Below are 19930 nucleotides of genomic sequence, written 5' to 3' on the forward strand. Positions count from 1 at the left end.
AAATCCCTGAAAACACTTGACATATGGATTTTCCCCAACCTATAATAGACAGCGTATATAGAAAAAGCTGTGATGGAGACAGTAGGCCATATGGAAAGCTTGCAGCGAACCGGGGATGGTGGGAGCCCGGGGCGAGTAAATATGACGGAACATCACTCCTGAGCTTCAGTTCTGAAGTTGTCCGGCGTAGCCGGGAAGAGTATCTGAGATACAGATAATGATCAAGTAAGAACTGACGGATTTCCTCCGTTACAGGGAACATATATCGGCAGATACAAAGAATTGTCCGCCATGAACAGACATGGAACAACAGCCCGCGCCATAACACAGAGCATAAGAACACAGCAGAAGACGCAGGGATCCGGACACAGGCCCGTATAATGTAACAGGTGGTACAGCGAATCAGACTTCGTCCTTTTACAGGATGGGGTCTTTTTTTATAAGTGCCCGAGGCATTGGCACGAACAGGTATCTGTGAAGAAGTAATCCGCTGTGGCCTCATAGATGAGGCAGCAGCCAGTAATCAGACACAGGAGGTAAATATTGTGTATCGTAAAGTTGACACGAATCTGAATTTTGTTGACCGTGAAAAAGAAGTTGAGAAATTCTGGAAAGACAACAAGATTTTCGAAAAGAGTATGGACAGCCGTAAAGAGGGCGAGACATACACATTCTATGACGGACCGCCTACCGCAAATGGTAAGCCACATATTGGACACGTTCTGACACGAGTTATCAAGGATATGATCCCGAGATACCGTACAATGAAGGGGTACATGGTTCCGAGAAAAGCAGGATGGGATACTCACGGACTTCCGGTTGAGCTTGAGGTTGAGAAGAAGCTTGGCCTTGACGGCAAGGAGCAGATCGAGGAGTACGGAATGGAGCCGTTCATTCAGCAGTGTAAGGAGAGCGTATGGAAATACAAGGGAATGTGGGAGGATTTCTCATCTACCGTTGGTTTCTGGGCTGACATGGAGCATCCGTATGTAACATACGACAACAATTTCATCGAGTCCGAGTGGTGGGCGCTGAAAGAGATCTGGGAAAAAGGTCTCCTTTATAAAGGCTTTAAGATCGTTCCTTATTGCCCACGCTGCGGAACTCCGCTTTCCGCACAGGAGGTTTCTCAGGGCTACAAGACTGTTAAAGAGCGCTCTGCGATCGTGCGTTTCAAGGTTGTTGGTGAGGACGCATACTTCCTGGCATGGACAACAACACCGTGGACACTTCCGTCCAACGTTGCACTTTGTGTAAACCCGGATGAGATCTACTGCAAGGTAAAAGCAGCGGACGGCTACACCTACTACATGGCAGAAGCACTTCTGGATAAGGTTCTCGGCAAGCTTGCAAAGGATGATGAGCCTGCATATGAGATCCTTGAGAAATATAAAGGAACAGATCTTGAGCGTAAGGAATATGAGCCGCTTTTTGCATGTACGGGAGAGGCTGCAGCAAAACAGCACAAAAAAGCTCATTTTGTAACCTGTGACAACTACGTTACCATGAGTGATGGTACCGGTATCGTTCATATCGCACCTGCATTTGGTGAGGATGACAGCCGTGTCGGACGTGAGTATGACCTTCCGTTCGTACAGTTCGTAGACGGACAGGGTAACATGACCAAAGAGACACCATACGCAGGTGTATTCGTAAAGAAAGCGGACCCGATGGTCCTCACAGACCTTGACAAAGAGGGCAAGCTTTTTGACGCACCGAAATTCGAGCATGATTATCCGCACTGCTGGAGATGTGACACACCGCTTATCTACTATGCACGTGAGTCCTGGTTCATCAAGATGACTGCAGTAAAGGATGATCTGATCCGTAACAACAATACTATCAACTGGATTCCGGAGAGCATCGGTAAGGGACGTTTCGGTGACTGGCTTGAGAACGTTCAGGACTGGGGTATTTCCAGAAACCGTTACTGGGGAACACCACTGAATATCTGGCAGTGTGAGTGCGGACATATGGAATCCGTAGGAAGCCGCCAGGATCTCTATGAGAAGAGTGGTGACGAGCGTGCGAAGACCATCGAGCTTCACCGTCCATACATTGATGATATCACCATGAAGTGTCCGGATTGCGGCAAGACCATGCACCGTGTACCGGAGGTAATCGACTGCTGGTTCGATTCCGGAGCAATGCCTTTTGCACAGCATCATTATCCGTTTGAGAACAAAGACCTGTTTGAGCAGCAGTTCCCGGCAGACTTCATCTCCGAGGCTGTTGATCAGACAAGAGGATGGTTCTACTCCCTTCTTGCTGAGTCCACACTGCTTTTCAATAAGGCTCCGTATAAGAATGTAATCGTTCTGGGACATGTACAGGATGAGAACGGACAGAAGATGAGTAAGTCCAAGGGAAATGCAGTAGATCCGTTTGATGCACTGAATAAATACGGCGCAGATGCGATCCGCTGGTATTTCTACATTAACAGTGCTCCGTGGCTCCCGAACCGTTTCCATGGCAAGGCAGTTGTAGAGGGACAGAGAAAGTTCATGAGCACTCTGTGGAACACCTACGCATTCTTCGTACTGTATGCGAACATTGACAATTTTGATGCAACTAAATATACTTTAAATTACGATAAGCTTCCGGTTATGGATAAATGGCTGCTCAGCAAGCTGAATACCATGGTGAAGACTGTCGATGAGGATCTTGGTTCCTACAAGATTCCGGAGGCTGCAAGAGCACTCCAGGAATTTGTTGACGATATGAGTAACTGGTATGTAAGAAGAAGCCGTGAGCGTTTCTGGGCAAAGGGCATGGAGCAGGATAAGATCAATGCCTACATGACACTTTACACAGCACTGGTAACAGTTGCCAAGGCTGCAGCTCCGATGATCCCGTTCATGACTGAGGATATCTACCAGAACCTTGTAAGAAGCATTGATGCAGACGCTCCGGAGAGTATCCATCTCTGCGATTACCCGGAGGTAAACGAAGCATGGATCGACAAGGATCTTGAGGCAAATATGGAAGAGCTTCTTGAGATCGTTGTTCTCGGACGTGCATGCAGAAATACCGCAAACATCAAGAACCGTCAGCCGATCGGAACCATGTATGTAAAAGCTGAGAAAGCTATGGATAAATTCTACACAGATATCATCGCAGATGAGCTTAACGTAAAAGAAGTGAAATTCGCAGATGATGTAGAGTCCTTCATTTCCTACAGCTTCAAGCCGCAGCTTCGTACAGTAGGACCGAAATACGGCAAGCTTCTGAACGGCATCCGTACCGCACTCTCCGAGATCGACGGAACCGCAGCAATGAAAGAGCTGAGAGATAATGGTGTTCTCGTTCTTGACATTGCCGGAAACAGAGTCGAGCTTGCAGAGGAAGACTTATTGATCGAAACAGCCCAGAGCGAGGGCTATGTGACAGAGACAGACGGTGAGACATCCGTTGTCCTTGATACAAACCTTACACCTGAACTGATCCAGGAGGGCTTTGTCCGCGAGATCATCAGCAAGGTTCAGACCATGCGTAAAGAGGCTGGTTTCGAAGTCATGGACAAGATCATTGTCTATGCAAAAGATAACGATAAGATCATGGATATCATGAGAGCAAACCAGGATGAGATCAAACGTGAAGTACTGGCAGAAAACATTATTCTGGGAGAAGCAGAGGGTTACACCAAGGAGTGGAACATCAACAAAGAGGCTGTAACACTGGGAGTATCCAAAGTACAGGAGGAAAACTAATGATTGACAAGCAGTTTGAGAAAGAGGAATTCAAAAAAAGTGTAAAAGAAAACGTAAAATTCCTTTATCGAAAAACACTGGAAGAGGCTACACAGGAGCAGATCTTTCAGGCTGTAAGCTACACTGTGAAGGACGTGATCATTGACAACTGGCTCAAGAGCCAGAAGGCGTATGAAAAACAGGACCCGAAGATCGTATATTATATGTCCATGGAGTTCCTTATGGGCCGTGCCCTTGGAAACAACCTGATCAACCTTGGTGCATACGGCGAGGTTAAGGAGGCTCTTGAGGAACTTGGACTTGACATTAACTGCATCGAAGACCAGGAGCCGGATCCGGCTCTTGGAAACGGTGGACTCGGAAGACTGGCAGCATGCTTCCTGGATTCCCTTGCAACTCTGAACTACTGTGCATACGGATGCGGAATCCGTTACCGTTATGGTATGTTCAAGCAGGAGATCCGTGACGGTTATCAGGTAGAGGCACCAGATAACTGGCTGAAGAACGGCTATCCTTTCGAGCTCCGTCGTCCGGAGTATGCAAAAGAGGTTCATTTCGGCGGATATGTACGCGTTGAGTGGGATCCGGTGAACAACCAGAACAAATTTATCCACGAGGGATATCAGGCAGTTAAGGCTGTTCCTTATGATATGCCGATCACAGGTTATAATAATGATGTTGTAAACACACTTCGTATCTGGGATGCAGAGCCGATCGTAGACTTCAACCTTGACTCTTTCGACAAGGGTGATTATCACAACGCAGTAGAGCAGGAGAATCTTGCACGTACTATTGTTGAGGTACTTTATCCGAATGATAACCATATGGCCGGTAAAGAGCTTCGTCTGAAACAGCAGTACTTCTTCGTATCTGCCAGCCTTCAGGCAGCGATTGCCAAATATAAGAAAACACACGATGACATCACAAAGCTTCATGAGAAGGTTGTATTCCAGATGAACGATACTCATCCGACTGTAGCAGTTGCAGAGCTGATGCGTCTTCTTATGGATCAGGAAGGTCTTGGCTGGGATCAGGCATGGGATATCACAACAAAATGCTGTGCTTACACCAACCACACCATCATGTCCGAGGCACTTGAGAAATGGCCGATCGAGCTGTTCTCCAGACTGCTTCCGCGTGTATATCAGATCATCGAGGAGATCAACCGTCGTTTCATTCTTGAGATCCAGCAGAAATATCCTGGAAACTTCGAGAAGATCAAGAAGATGGCGATCATCTATGACGGACAGGTTAAGATGGCTCACCTTGCGATCGTTGCAGGCTACTCTGTAAACGGTGTTGCACGCCTTCATACCGAGATCCTCAAGAATCAGGAGCTGAAGGATTTCTATGAGATGATGCCTGAGAAGTTCAACAACAAAACAAACGGTATCACACAGAGACGTTTCCTTGCTCATGGAAACCCGCTTCTGGCTGACTGGGTAACAGACAAGATCGGACCGGACTGGATCACAGATCTTTCCCAGCTTTCCAAGCTTAAGGTTTACGCAGACGATGAGAAGGCTCTTCAGGAGTTCATGACCATCAAGTTCAAGAACAAAGAGCGTCTTGCAAAATATATCCTGGAGCACAATGGTGTTGAGGTTGACCCGCACTCTATCTTCGATATCCAGGTTAAGAGACTTCATGAGTACAAACGTCAGCTTCTTAACATCCTGCATGTGATCTATCTGTACAACCAGATCAAGGCACATCCGGAGATGGATTTCTATCCGAGAACATTTATCTTTGGTGCAAAAGCTTCCGCAGCTTACGCACGTGCAAAGAAGATCATCAAGCTGATCAACTGCGTGGCAGATGTTGTAAACAATGATGCTTCCATCAACGGTAAGCTGAAGGTTGTATTTATCGAGAACTACCGTGTATCCAACGCTGAGATCATTTTTGCGGCAGCAGATGTTTCCGAGCAGATCTCCACAGCAAGTAAAGAGGCTTCCGGTACAGGTAACATGAAATTCATGCTGAACGGTGCTCCGACACTTGGAACCATGGATGGTGCTAACGTTGAGATCGTACAGGAGGTTGGCGAGGAGAATGCATTTATCTTCGGTATGAGCTCCGACCAGATCATCAACTATGAGAACAACGGCGGTTACGATCCGGACTTCATCTACAACACAGATCCGGAGATCCGTCAGGTACTGATGCAACTGATCAACGGAACCTTCTCCAGCGATACAGAGATGTTCCGTGACATCTACAATTCACTTCTCGACAAACGCAACATGCCGAGACCTGACCAGTACTTCATCCTTGGCGACTTCCGTTCCTATGCAGAGGCACAGAAGCGTGTTGAGGAAGCATATAAGGATGAGAAACGCTGGGCTAAGATGGCACTTCTCAATACAGCATGCAGCGGTAAGTTCACATCCGACAGAACTATCCAGGAGTATGTAGATGATATCTGGCATCTGGATAAGGTTGTTGTGAAAGAGAACTAAAAAACATTTGATTTGACAACACCTGACTTCATTTGTATAATGAAGTCAGGTGGATAATTGAATGAAAGGAAGCTTTCAGGCGAACAGGTGAGATTCCTGTACAGGAAAATGCGTTGTCGTACAGTCGGCGGGCCGGAGCTTTTTTTAAAAAGATAGTGACTACAGAAGTCAGTTTGCGCATAAAGAACGTCTATCAGGTAACAGAAATCCCGTAAGGGACTTTTTCTGTTACCTTTTTTGTTGCCCTCGTGGCATCATGATCTTTCAATTAAAACAGCAAAAAAGAAAGCTGTCACCGAAAAATCAAAAGGAGGAAAGGTTATGAAACGCAAAAAAATTCTCAGTATTCTTCTTGCAAGTGCTATGATCGGCACTGCTCCGGCATCTGCCTGGGCCGCTGATTTCACAGACACAAATGTGGTTGACGCAGAAGAAGTAACAGAGGAAGCTACAGAGGAGGACGTTCCGGAACAGCAGGAGGATGACGCAGAAAGCATTGATCTGGAAGCAGATGACGCAGAAGATCTTTCACAGGATGAAGACGCAGCAGCTGTTTCCACACAGGAGAGCGAAGATCCGTTTTCCGCAGGAGAGGCTGTAGCAGCATTTGCAGATGGTGAGGAAAGCGGAGATCTGACACTGGCAGGAACCGGTACAGAGGCAGATCCGTACATGGTTACATCCACAGCTGATATTCAGGCAGTTGCAGATTATGTAAACAACGGAAAAGGTACTTTTGCAAACCAGTATCTGAAATTTACAGAGGATATCACACTTCCGGAAGGATGGACTCCGATCGGAATAAAAACATCCAAATTCCAGGGAAATCTGGACGGAGACAACCATCTGCTGACAGTACCGAAAGGGGAGAAATGTCTTCTTGGTTATGTAGCAGATTCTACTCTGAAAAATCTGAATATCTATGGAGAGCAGATCGCGTCTGACGGTGTTGTCTGTAATTATGAGGTTGATTACAGTTCCAGAAACCCGATCAAGATCGACAATGTAACTTTAAAAGCAGGAACACAGACTTTGAAATCCGGATTTATCGGAGGATATGCATCCGGACAGAACCAGATCACCATCACCAACAGTACTGTAGAAAAAGGTGTTGTGATCGGATATGACAAAGCACAGTCCAATATCGGTTCCTTTGGTGGTGACTTCAACGGAACTATCGAGAACTGCGTAAGTTACGCAGATGTCTACGGAACAAAATACGTAGGCGGTATCAGCGGAAACAAAGGTCAGTCTATGGGAACCTATGCACTGAAAAACTGTAAGTTCTACGGAATCGTAACTGCAAGCGGAAATTACGCAGGTGGTATTTCCGGCGGCGGATACGGCGGAACACGGTGGGGTGAATCTTCTGCGCCGAACACACCAGGTGTAACGATTCAGGACTGCTATTCCAACGGAACGATCACAGGAAATGACTATGTAGGTGGTATCCTTGGTTCTGAGACCGGTATGGTACAGTGCTGGGACAACGGTATCCAGTATATTCAGAACAACTCCTTTGAGGGAACGGTAAGCGCAACAAACGGAACACGTGTCGGCGGTGTGATCGGTTACATCAAAGGTATTGATAAATACAACATCATCGAGAACAATGAGTATACCTGTAAAGATGTAAAAGGAATCGGAGCGATCGATTTCGTTGATACAAATTATGCAAATCCCACACCTGTGGAAGGCGTAACTTATTACAATTCAGAAAACGGAAGACCAAGTATTTCCGGTGCAACGAAAGCACAGCATAACCGTACCGATGATCCTCTCGGTGCAGATGCAGATAAGCTTACCAAACTGGTAGTGCCGAAGATCAAAGTTTCCCTTACGATCTTAGGTGACCAGGTTCACGACAGTGATAAAGATCATCAGTATCATACCTACTATGCAGGAAATCTGGAGACCTGGCTGGAGCAGAGTGAGTATACCGTTGTAGAAGGCTCTACGGCAAAAGATGTCATTGACGCAGCATTACTTGCCAACAACATGACATGCGAGAATCCATCCGGAAACTACATTGCGTCCATCACAAAAGGTGATGTTACACTTGGCGAGTTTACAAACGGAAAATACAGCGGATGGATGTATACATTAAACGGCTCTTATCCGGATCTTGGAGTTTCCGAGCAGGAAGTAAAGAACAATGACCAGATCGTTCTTCATTACACAGACTACTATCCGGAAGAAGAGAATCATGTCTGGGAGACAGCATGGACATTTGACAAAAACGCCCACTGGCATGAATGTGCAAATTCCAAAAACGAAAATTCCTGGTGCAACATCTCCAGCAATGAGAGAAAGAACGGATATGCAGCACATACCTATGACAAAGGTAAAGTAACAAAAGCAGCTACCTGTACAACAGCAGGTGTGAAAACATATACCTGTACAGTCTGCGGCGCAACAAAGACAGTAAGTATCCCGAAGACAAGACATACTTACACCTGGAAAACAACAAAAGCAACCGTATTCAAACCGGCAGTACAGACAAAAGTCTGCTCCAAATGCGGTTATAAAACAAAGACAACCAGACCTTACGGCAAAAAACTGACTCCAACCCTGAAACTGAACGCAACAAAGATCACTCTGAAAGTAAATCAGTCCACATCCAGAGTGAAAGTAACAGGACTTGCCAACGGTGATGCTGTAAAGGCATGGGGAACTACCAACAAAAAGATCGTAACTGTAAGCAGCAAAGGTGTGATTAAAGCCGGAAAAACAGCTGGTACAGCAAAAGTTTCCGTAACCTTAAAGAGCGGAAAGCAAGCTTATATCACAGTAACTGTTCAGAAATCTACAGTAAAAACAACAAAGATCACAGGTGTAAAATCTGCCCTTACTCTGAAAAAAGGAGCAAAGACAACCCTGAAACCGGTACGTACACCGTTCACATCCGGTGAGAAGATTACTTACACTTCTTCCAATAAGAACGTGGCAACCGTAAGCAGCACAGGTGTGATCACAGCAAAAAAAGCAGGAACAGCAGTGATCACCGTAAAGAGCGGAAGCAAAAAAGTAACATGCAAGGTAACAGTTAAATAAAGCTGTTATCCCCTGAAAAATAAAAGCGGCATTTTTTCACAGAATGAAATGTGAAAAAATGCCGCTTTTGATCATAAATATTCAACTTTAAAATCAAATTCCTTACAATATTCATCTACTTTGGAACCTTTATAACACCGGATGGTACAGGCACGGTTGATGATCCATGGCCCGATAAAATCGGGATCGTGTCGGATCTCCAGATATTTCATACGGTTACATCCGTGGAATACCCATTTGCCGATATAATGGATATTTGTGGGAAGACAGACATAAGTAAGATTCATACACTTAAAAAATGCGCTTTCGTCCAAAAATTCCAGGGACTGGGGAAGATGAAGTTCTTCTATGGCACAAAAATAAAAAGCCTCTTTTCCGATACGTTTCAGACCTTCCGGGAAATCCACGGAACGGAGATTTTTACAGCGGTAAAAAGCACGGTCCTCGATGAGGGTAAGTGCGGAAGACAGCTGAAGGGATTCCAGGGAGGTACACTGTGAAAAAGCTTCGGAGCGGATCCGGGAAATCTGTGAATCATGGGGAAAGATCACACATCCAAGCTTTCGGTTCTCCTGAAAGGCGGCTCTCGGGATAGAAGAAAGTGCCTGAGGAAGAATGACTTTTTTCAGGGAATTACATTGAGAAAATACGTTGGATCCCATATTTTCCACCTGGGTGGGAAGCAATACTTCTTTCAGAAGAGTGCAGCCCTGAAAGGTTCTGGCGCCGATATTTTTAAGCGTGTCCGGAAAACAGACAGAGGAGATCTTGGTCTTTTTCTGAAAAGCTTCCGACGCGATATATTCAATTGGCGCAGGGATCTTTACATTTGAGGAAAGATAGTTTCTTGCATTGTTTTTGGAAATGACACGACTGGATCTGTAATAAGTACCTGACATAAAAAAGTTTCCTTTAACATAAAAAAAGACACCGCATCACAGGCAGATACGATGTCAAAAAAGAATTCTCCATTTATCATACGTGTAATAGCCGGTAGTATTTCCAAGCAGATCTCCTGACTTATGCAGTCACGTTTATCCCCTTCTCATACGATAAAGTACAATGGTTCACGGATAAACTAAGCAAATACAGTAGCACGTCTGTTGAGGATTCTCACCTTATTCCCTTTTAATCCGGTTTTCTGCAGGAAAAAACTGGAACTTGAAAACGTCTATATTTAATATTTTTGGGTGTCTGATTATTATATCACAGAAAAAGGACAGATACAATTGTTTTCCGGGTTTTCGTTTGACAGACAAGAGGAAATAAACTATAATTTCAGTATAAAATTTCATAGAAAAGAAAGACGTGCAAACAGGTGTGATTCCTGTACATGTAAGTGCGATGCCGTACAGTCGGCGGGCGGTTTTTCTTTCATGTAAGGTAGAAGCATTGGTTTGCGCATAGGAACATCTATCAGGTAACGGAATCCCCTTGGAAAAGAGGGATTATTTTCCGTTACCTTTTTTGTTGCTTTTTTTGTGCAGAGAAAAGGAGGAAGAATGGAAAGTAAGAGGAAAAAGACGCTGTTTAATGTGATCATGGTAGTACTGATCCTGGTCATTGCCGGATGCGGAGTGATGGCAGTGGGAAATCTGAAAGGATGGTTTGATAAAGGATCGGACAGCGTTCTTATGACAAAGAACGTAAAAGGTGTGGCCAATATTCAGAGAAACGGTGTGGGCTACGGCCTGGAAAAAAATGTGGCATTGAGAGCCGGAGATATTCTTGAGACGAAGAACGGAACCACAGCGGAGCTTTCAGCCGGAGAAAACAATACACTTTCACTTAACGCAAATACGAAACTTACTGCGGAATCCGTAGAAAAAAACAATTTGAAACTTACTGCGGATCAGGGAGAGGTTTTTGCGGATCTTACGGATTCTGTGGGAAAAGCAGAGATCGCTCTTGATGAAAATACGCTTACCTTTGAGACAGGAGTCTTTTCCGTAAGCGCACAGTCCGGAAGTGGCGCTGTGTATGTATTTAAGGATGAAGTGGAACTGGCCGGAGCGGACGGAAAAACCACAACCGTAACAGCCGGCGAAAGTGCTCAGATGACAAAAAGTGAGGACGGAAGCTGGAAAGTAGAAACAAGTAAGATCTCAGCAGGAGCATTAAATGAATATATGATCCAGCAGCTGCTGGGATGCGCAGATAAAGACAGTTTATGTTTTACACCGGAGGAACTTCAGAAAGTTCTGGATGACAGAGCCGCAGAGAAGAAAGCAGCTCTTGAGAAGAGTTTAAATTCTACAAACAAGATTCCGAAGACTTCAGAAAAATCGGATGATAAAAAGTCTGCAGATGGATCTGCGAAACAGAATTCCGATACAACAGACGGAAATACCGTAGACACTGCAGGCAGCGGAGAGAACACAACACAGGAATATACACCGGATGCTTCTCAGGATGAGACGGATTCTTCCGGAGAAGACACCGCAGGCAGTGATGGAGATGTATCCGATGACGGCAGTTCTGATGATGGTTCCGGTGACGGGGATTCTCAGGATACCAAGCAGTGTACCATCACGATCCTCTGCGATACCATCCTTAATAATATGGACAATCTGACAGCCGGAAAAGAAGCTTATGTGCCGGCAAACGGAGTGATCCTGGATACCAGTACCGTAGAGTTTACAGAGGGAGAAACCGTTTTTGAAGTACTTCAGAGAGTTTGTGAGTACGCCGGAATCCAGCTGGAATATTCCTGGACGCCTATGTATGACAGTTACTATATTCAGGGAATCAACAACCTGTATGAATTTGACTGTGGAGCACAGTCCGGATGGATGTATAAAGTAAACGGATGGTTCCCGAATTACGGATGTTCCAAGTACACACTGGAGGACGGAGACGACATTGTGTGGTGCTTTACCTGCAATGGTCTTGGCGCGGATGTCGGTGCGGAATATAACGGTGAGTGACAGCAAAGGGAGTAAAAGATATGCAGAGAAAAAAATTTCTGGCACTGATGCTGACGGCTGCTCTTGTGGGGCAGCCGGGAGCTCCTGTTTCAATTATGGCGGCAGAAACAGACGAAAGTTCCGATTTCGGATCGTTTGGATCAGAAGCTTCTGACACAGCAGAAAAAAAATTGCCGGTGATCACGGAGGACCTGTCGGAGGAGACCATTACATATGATCTCAATGAAAAGGCAGAGCCTTTAAAGGTTCAGACGGAAGAATCCGGCAAGCTGAAATATCTGTGGCTGAAAAGTGATGACAACGAGAATTTTTACAAAATAGAAAAGTCCGACAGCCAGGAAAAGACAAAAGAAGAACAGACCGGGGAACAGCAGGGGGAAAACAGCCAGCCGGAGTATGAAGATACACAGGAGTATACACCGGCTACAGATACAGCCGGAACCTTCTACTACAAAGTCCGGATCTGGAATTCAGAAGAAACAGACGAAAACGCTTACGTAGAAAGTAAGACTGTCTGTCTTCAGGTGTTGGATCCGTCCGCTGAAGACCATAGTGGATTGGATGCTACAGATGGGAAAAAGGACGGAGAGCAGAAGGATCCGGCAGCATTGGATAAAGAAGATCCGGCTGCAGATCATACATCAGGTGATACCGCAGAAAATTCGGGGAACGAAAAAGATGCGGATCCGGACGGCGAAAATTCCGGAAGTGAAGACAGTGGAAATGCGGCTGATGACGGGAAAGATTCCGGCAATGAAGCTGGTGAGAACACCGGTAACGAAGAGGACAATACCGGAGAATCTGGTGGTGAGAACATCGGAGATGAAGATCCTGCCGCTGAAGATACCGATAAAAAAGACACGGATATCGCCGAAAACGATTCCGAGAATCATCTTCCCAAACGTCAGGAAGACATCCCGGAAAGTGAAACTTACGAAACCGAAGGTTACTGGAACGTATCTCTCAGTGAGATCTTTCAGGATCCGGACGGAGATGATCTGACCTATTACGAAAAAGGAGAAAGAGATGAGGACTGGACTCCTGTAGACGGAGATTCTTACCTTTGTCACCTGGAAGAAAATCAGGAGACCTATCTTTTTACCGCAAAGGATCAGGAAGGTTACGGAGATGTTTATGCCGTAACTCTGAAAAAGAAAGACGCGGCGGAACTGGAAGTATCAGAAGCACAGAAGGCTCAGGAGAAATCCGCGGCAAAGGATACGGAAGAGGAACTTTTCTCATCCGGAGACGCAGAGGCAGCTTCTGCTTCCAATACGGCAAGTTTTAATACCATTTATAAAGAAACCGGAGAACATCTGGCATCCATGGCAGAAAAAAGCGCACCTGTAAACGGAACGCTGTGCGGCGAATGGATGGTGATCGGCCTTATGCGAAGCGGCCAGCCTGTGGACGCATCGGTTTACAGCCGTTATAAATCCAATCTTGTGGATGTGGTGAAACAGAAAAAAGGTGTACTCCATGATAAAAAATATACGGAATATTCCAGGGCAGTTCTGGCGCTTACAGCCATTGGAGAAGATGTTACCGATGTAGGAGGATACAATCTTCTGCAGCCGTTGTCCGATTTCGACCAGACAGTATGGCAGGGAGTTAACGGAACGATATGGGCTCTGATCGCCTTTGACAGCCATGATTATGAGATCCCGAAAGCAGCGGTCGGAAAAACGCAGACAACCAGGGAAAAACTGATCAACAACATTCTGTCGCAGGAAGTATCCGGCGGCGGATGGAGCATCATGGGCGGAGCAGACAGTGACGTGACAGGAATGGCACTGCAGGCTCTGGCACCATATTATAAGAGTAATTCTTCCGTAAAAGCGGCAGTAGACAGAGCGCTGAAAAAACTCTCCTCCATGCAGCTTTCGGACGGAACTTTCGGAACTATGGGACACAGCACCTCCGAGAGCTGTTCCCAGGTAGTGACCGGACTTTCGGCACTTGGTATCGACTGTGATAAGGATTCCCGCTTTATCAAAAACGGAAAGTCCCTTCTTCAGGGATTATTAAGTTACTACGACGGAAAAGAGGGATTTCTCCATGTTGCCGGAAATGGCTATGACCAGATGGCAACGGAACAGGCATACTACGCAATGACTGCATACAGCCGAATGAAAAACGGGAAAAATTCCCTTTATGATATGACCGATGTGGCGATCAAATCAGACAAGGAAAAAGCGGCAGAAGTGACGAAACTGATCGAGGCACTTCCGTCAAAGATCACCATGAGTAATTTCCAGAAAGTGATCACTGCATATGCCGCATACAATGGACTGAATTCCACACAGAAAGCGGTTATCTCCAAGACAAATAAGGATAAGCTTCTCAAAGCCTATGCGGAGGCTCAGGATGTGGAAGTGAAGTATGTGGAAGGTCTGATCTCAAAGATCGGAAAAGTAACATTGTCCAGTGAAGAAAAGATTACAGATGCAAAAACAGCCTATAATTCCCTTTCTTCCGCTCAGAAAAAGAAGGTTACAAACTATTCTGTTCTGACAGCAGCGGAGAAGGCACTGCAGCAGTTAAAAAAAGCAGCAGAACCCACACCTACCACAAAACCATCCGGCCCGTCAGGAAAACCGGGTTCCAAGGTAAACCTGGTAACACCGAAACCAACGGCAACTCCCGGGGCAGCGAATCCGTCCAAAACAAAATCTGCCGGAGGTTCCACCAAATCAGCAACTGTAGGAAGCGGCAGCAAATCCTCTTCCAAAACAGGAAGCAGCAAATCTTCCGCCAAGAAGAGCACTGCAAGTACCAAAAAAGCAAATTCCAATAAAACAGATTCCAAGACGTCTGCAGCCGAAACAAAAGCAACTGAGACAACGGCATCCAAAAAAGTTGTCAGCGAAATGAAGACGTTTTTCGACAAAAAGAGAAAAGATCCGTATCCGTCAAAGATTGATGACTATTCTGAAAAGCAGATCAAAGAACTTGGAAAAACCTGGAAAAATTATGAGAAACTTTCCGAAGGGGAAAAGAAAGCAGTTCAGGAAGAGAAAACCTATCAATCCTTCCAAAAGCTTCTTACCGCTCTTGGTGAAAAATATCATTTTGACCAGGCTACCGGAACGAATCTGGATGACAACAAGGATGAGGCATTACCGTGGTATGTCCAAATGGTGGTAAATCCAAAGATCGCAGACGAAAGCGAAGTGGAGACCATCCAGAAAGTCCTGGGCAAAAAATCCGAGGTACTTTCCCTGAATGAAATTCATTTTGTAGATACCCTTACCGGGGATGACTGGAAGCCGAAGGACATTTTGAAGGTGCAGCTTCCAATGGCAGATCTGGGCGATTATAAGAGCTGCATGATCGTACATATCACAGATAAGGGAAAAGTGGAATTTCTGAAAGGAAAGATATCAGACAGCTATATTTCCTTTGACGCGGCAGAATTTTCTTCTTACGGAATCGTAGGATTTATGGGAGATTCCGACGAGATACTTTCCGGGCAGGAAAAGAAGAAACCGGTATGGCCGTGGATCGCAGCCGGCGGAGCAGCGCTGATCCTGGTAGTGATCCTGGGCGGTGTACAGATCGCGGACAGCCGCAGAAAAAAGAAGGATAAAGGTGAAAAATAAAAATGAATGAAAAAAAAGATACTTTTTCCACCTTTCATCCGGTAATCAATTTTACCTTTTATATTGGCGCGTTTTTGCTGGGGATGATGCTGATCCATCCGGTTTTTCTGGCAGTTTCGGCAATCACAGCAGCGGCTTTTTACATTACCGTAAAAGGAAGAAAGGCGAAGAGTTTTCTGTTTGGAATGATTCCGCTTTTTCTCATGCTGTCCTTTATCAATCCTTTGTTTAACACCTACGGAGACAGGGTTCTGTTTACCTGGTGGAACGACCGGCCCTACACGCTGGAGGCACTTGCGTACGGAACAAGCCTTGCTGCGATGGTAGTGACCATTCTTTTATGGTTTGCTTCCTACAGTTTTGTGATGACCAGCGATAAGTTCCTGTACCTGTTTGGAAAAGCAGCTCCATCGGTTTCGCTGGTGCTGACGATGATCCTGCGTCTTCTGCCTAACTACGAAAAAAAGATCGCGCAGATCGGCAATGCAAGAAAAAGCATCGGCATGTCCGCAGAGAATGGAACCACAAAAGAAAAAGCAGAGCATGGACTGACCATCGTATCCGCGATGACCTCCTGGGCTCTGGAAGGCGGCATCATCATGGCAGACAGTATGCGCAGCCGTGGGTTTGGTACCGGGAAAAGAACGACATTTTCCCTGTACCGTTTTGAAAAAAGAGATAAGATCCTGCTGGCGATCATGGCGGGTTTTCTTGCCATTGTGATCTTTTGCTGTATCATGGGCGGCAGCAGCGCGCAGTACACACCGGAATTTCTGGTGGCAATGAGCCCATATACCGTTGTAGGAGCAGTTGCCTACGGAGCGTTTCTGGCTCTTCCTACAGCAGTTAATATTACGGAGGAAATCATATGGTACATTTTGAGATCAAAGATCTGAGCTTCTATTATCCTACAGAAAAAAAGAAGCCGGCTCTTTCCCATATTAACTTAAAGATCGAGAGAGGCCAGTACGTCACAGTCTGCGGAAAAAGCGGCAGTGGCAAGACTACACTCTTAAGACATCTGAAAAGCGTACTTGCGCCTCACGGAAAAACAGAGGGCGAGATATTTTTTGAAGGAAAACCTCTGAAAGACGCGGATCTTCGGACCCAGTCGTCCAGAATTGGGTACGTTATGCAGAATCCGGATAACCAGATCGTCACAGATAAGGTGTGGCATGAGCTGGCATTTGGGCTGGAGAGTCTTGGCATGGATCAGAAGACCATCCGTCTCCGTGTAGCAGAGATGGCCAGTTATTTCGGCATCCAGGGCTGGTTCCATAAAAACGTGACAGAACTCTCCGGAGGGCAGAAACAGCTTCTGAACCTGGCTTCCATTATGGCCATGCAGCCAAGTATCCTGATCCTGGATGAGCCCACCAGTCAGCTGGATCCCATTGCGGCTACGGATTTTCTGAATACAGTGCGAAAGATCAACCGGGAGCTGCGGACAACGATCATCATTACAGAGCACAGACTGGAAGACATTTTTTATGCATCCGATAAAGTTGTGGTGGTGGAAGACGGAAAGATCATTGCAGACGATGAACAGAGAAAGATCGGTGATTTCCTGAAAAACGGAAACAACGACATGTTTGCGGCAATGCCCACACCGGTACAGATTTATTACGGAGTAAAAAAATTCCAGGAAGAAAAGAACCTGAAGCCGGAGAAAGAAACCATAAAATGTCCTCTTACAGTCAGAGAGGGCGGTGACTGGTTAAGCCACATGTTTGAAGAAAAAACGCCGGCTGTTACCAGAATCGAGGAAAAGATCACCACAGATCCGGACGAAGTAAAAGATCCGGCAGTTCTGGTAAAAGAAGTCTGGTTCCGTTACGAAAAAGACACGCCGGATGTATTGAAAGGAATCACGTTCCAGATACCGCAAAATTCTCTGTTTGCCATTGTTGGCGGAAACGGCGCAGGAAAATCCACGACCCTGAAAGCGATCAGCAACATCTGTAAGCCTTATCGCGGAAAAGTTTTGATCCAGGGAAAACCTGTGAAGAAATATAAGTCCGGAGAACTTTTTGACCATTTACTGGCAATGCTTCCTCAGGATCCACAGAGCCTTTTTGTGAAAAAAACAGTTCGGGAAGATCTGGAAGAAATGCTTCGCGGAAAGGATGAAGAGAAGAAGAGCAGGATTGAAAAAGTAGCGGAAACCTGTCATATTTCCCATCTTCTGGAACATCATCCTTATGATCTTTCCGGAGGAGAGCAGCAGAGAGCGGCGCTGGCAAAAGTGCTCCTCACAGATCCGAAGATCCTTCTGCTGGATGAGCCTACCAAAGGAATTGATAATTTCTTCAAGCTGGAATTTGCAGAGATCCTGAAGGATCTGAAGAAACAGGGAGTGACGATCATCATGGTTTCTCATGATGTGGAATTCTGTGCAAAATACGCAGATCTGGTAAGTATGTTTTTTGATGGCAGCATCATCACCACAAATACACCAAATCGTTTCTTTTCACAGAACAGTTTCTATACAACGGCAGCAAACAGGATGAGCCGCCATATCTTTGAAAACGCTATTACAAATGAGGATGTGATCGAATTATGCAGACAGAATCTGTAAAATACTGGACTTTAAAAAGGATCCTGGGCTATGTACTGATCCTGATCCTGATGCCGGTGACTCTGATGGTGTCCTGGCATTTCGGAGATCGAAAATATTATCTGTGCAGCCTGATCCTGATCGTTTATTCTATAATCCCGTTTTTGCTCAGTTACGAAAAAAGGAAACCCCAGGCAAGAGAGCTGGTAACGATCGCCGTGATGTGTGCCATTGCAGTGGCTTCCAGAGCTGCGTTTATCATGCTTCCGCATTTTAAGCCCATGTTGGGAATCATTATGATCACAGGAATGGCTTTTGGCGCAGAAGCGGGATTTCTGACAGGAGCTCTTGGAGCTTTTGTGAGCAATTTTATCTTCGGACAGGGACCCTGGACTCCGTGGCAGATGTTTGCCTACGGGATCGGAGGACTTCTGGCAGGGCTTCTTGCAAGAAAAGGGATCATGACAGAGAAAAAGAGGATCCGCACGGCAGTGATCGGTTTTCTGATCATTCTGTGTATTGTGGGACCGCTTCTTGACACCTGCTCTGTTTTTACTATGGTAACAAACTTTACCCGGGCTTCTGTAGGCGCGATCTATATGTCAGGCCTTCCGGTAAATATTGTACATGGAGTTGCAACAGCACTGACACTTTTGATCCTGTGTAAACCGATGATGGAGAAGCTTGAGAGAATCCGGATCAAATACGGAATGATGGGTGAGGAAGATGAGATTTGACAGTTACCATCCGGTGATAAACCTGATCTACTTTGCGGCAGCAATCGTATGTACCATATGGTTTCATCATCCGGTATTCCTTGGGATATCTTATGTCTGCGCATTTGTATATTCCGTAAAACTCGATGGGAAAAGAGCGGTGATCTTCAATCTGTGTCTGATTCCGCTGATCTTTCTGTATGCGGCCTGGTATTCCTATTACAATCATTTCGGAGTGACAAATCTCCGTCAGAATTTTATCGGAAACCAGATTACCCTGGAATCTGTGGTATATGGAATTGTCCGCGGAACCACCGTGGCAGCAGTGATCATGTTTTTTTCCTGTGTGTTCGCTGTGGTGTCATCGGATAAAGTAGTATATCTTTTCGGAAGGATATCGCCCAGATTATCCCTGTTTCTGTCCATACTTTTACGGTGTGTCCCGAGAGTGAAGGAACGTGCCAGGAAGATTGAGATATCCAGAGAGGGTATTGGGAAAGGGGTACGGCAGGGAAATATCCTGGAGAGATTTTTGCACGGATTAAGCCTGATCTCCATTGTGATCACCTGGACGCTGGAGGATTTTGTGGAAAGTACGGTTTCCATGAAGAGCAGGGGTTATTCGCTCCGGGGAAGAACGGCTTTTTCCATTTATCGTTTTGATAACAGAGACAGAAGTTTTGTTGTGATGATCTTTCTCTGTTTGACTTTTGTGGCATCGGCTATTCTTCTGGACCAGACAGAGATCTATTATAATCCGGAGATCATTATGAATCCGGTTACTCCCATGTCTTTTGTATTTTATGTGGCTTACGCAGTGCTGCTGCTTTTGCCCATGGGATTGCAGATCGCAGGGGAGATCCGTTACAAGAGGAAGAAATAAAAAGTGTGAACATTATTGT

Annotated in this window: 10 protein-coding genes and 1 riboswitch; of the genes, 9 read left to right on the forward strand and 1 reads right to left on the reverse strand. The window is 45.7% G+C overall.

Annotation, left to right across the window (positions count from 1 at the left end; translation table 11 throughout):
• Window positions 1-545: 545 nt before the first annotated feature.
• The 3 genes from ileS to V9W66_RS11085 all read left to right on the forward strand — a co-directional run bounded on the left by ileS (window position 546) and on the right by V9W66_RS11085 (window position 9226).
• Window positions 546-3710 carry an isoleucine--tRNA ligase gene (ileS, locus tag V9W66_RS11075; protein ID WP_144093988.1) on the forward strand — a complete coding sequence of 1055 codons (3165 nt, stop codon included), beginning with the start codon at window positions 546-548 and terminating at the stop codon, window positions 3708-3710.
• Complete coding sequence (locus tag V9W66_RS11080) at window positions 3710-6172, forward strand: glycogen/starch/alpha-glucan phosphorylase (RefSeq protein ID WP_144093962.1); 2463 nt, start codon at window positions 3710-3712, stop codon at window positions 6170-6172. Before ileS ends, V9W66_RS11080 begins: the two co-directional genes overlap by 1 nt.
• 321 nt (window positions 6173-6493) lie before the next feature.
• Window positions 6494-9226 (forward strand): DUF4430 domain-containing protein, encoded by a 2733-nt coding sequence (locus V9W66_RS11085; RefSeq protein ID WP_144093961.1) that lies wholly within the window; start codon window positions 6494-6496, stop codon window positions 9224-9226.
• Window positions 9227-9297: 71 nt separating this feature from the next.
• On the opposite strand, the gene V9W66_RS11090 is transcribed toward V9W66_RS11085, so the two are convergent.
• Window positions 9298-10125, reverse strand: a complete 828-nt coding sequence (locus V9W66_RS11090; RefSeq protein ID WP_118062212.1) for a leucine-rich repeat domain-containing protein — start codon at window positions 10123-10125, stop codon at window positions 9298-9300.
• 89 nt (window positions 10126-10214) lie between these two features.
• A riboswitch (cobalamin riboswitch) is annotated at window positions 10215-10406 on the reverse strand.
• Between the two features lie 322 nt (window positions 10407-10728).
• On the opposite strand from V9W66_RS11090, the gene V9W66_RS11095 reads away from it, so the two are divergent.
• From V9W66_RS11095 to V9W66_RS11120, 6 genes are read left to right on the forward strand one after another with little or no spacing between them, the layout of a single operon-like run.
• Window positions 10729-12153 carry a DUF4430 domain-containing protein gene (locus tag V9W66_RS11095; RefSeq protein ID WP_243121685.1) on the forward strand — a complete coding sequence of 475 codons (1425 nt, stop codon included), beginning with the start codon at window positions 10729-10731 and terminating at the stop codon, window positions 12151-12153.
• A gap of 20 nt (window positions 12154-12173) precedes the next feature.
• A complete protein-coding gene (locus V9W66_RS11100; protein ID WP_144100345.1) occupies window positions 12174-15755 on the forward strand; it encodes a prenyltransferase/squalene oxidase repeat-containing protein in 3582 nt (1193 codons plus the stop codon).
• Window positions 15756-15757: 2 nt separating this feature from the next.
• Complete coding sequence (locus tag V9W66_RS11105; RefSeq protein WP_144100347.1) at window positions 15758-16651, forward strand: energy-coupling factor transporter transmembrane component T; 894 nt, start codon at window positions 15758-15760, stop codon at window positions 16649-16651.
• The gene (locus tag V9W66_RS11110; RefSeq protein WP_144094408.1) at window positions 16624-18333 is read left to right on the forward strand and encodes an ABC transporter ATP-binding protein; all 1710 of its coding nucleotides are present in this window, start codon (window positions 16624-16626) and stop codon (window positions 18331-18333) included. The genes V9W66_RS11105 and V9W66_RS11110 overlap by 28 nt, the downstream gene beginning before the upstream one ends.
• Window positions 18315-19049, forward strand: coding sequence for an ECF transporter S component (locus V9W66_RS11115; protein ID WP_021976379.1), 735 nt, complete (start codon window positions 18315-18317; stop codon window positions 19047-19049). Before V9W66_RS11110 ends, V9W66_RS11115 begins: the two co-directional genes overlap by 19 nt.
• Window positions 19039-19911, forward strand: coding sequence for an energy-coupling factor transporter transmembrane component T (locus tag V9W66_RS11120; protein WP_144094406.1), 873 nt, complete (start codon window positions 19039-19041; stop codon window positions 19909-19911). Before V9W66_RS11115 ends, V9W66_RS11120 begins: the two co-directional genes overlap by 11 nt.
• Window positions 19912-19930 lie beyond the last annotated feature (19 nt).

It is taken from the genome of Blautia massiliensis (ex Durand et al. 2017), from assembly GCF_051861785.1.
GTDB classification, from domain to species: Bacteria; Bacillota; Clostridia; order Lachnospirales; family Lachnospiraceae; genus Blautia_A; species Blautia_A luti_A.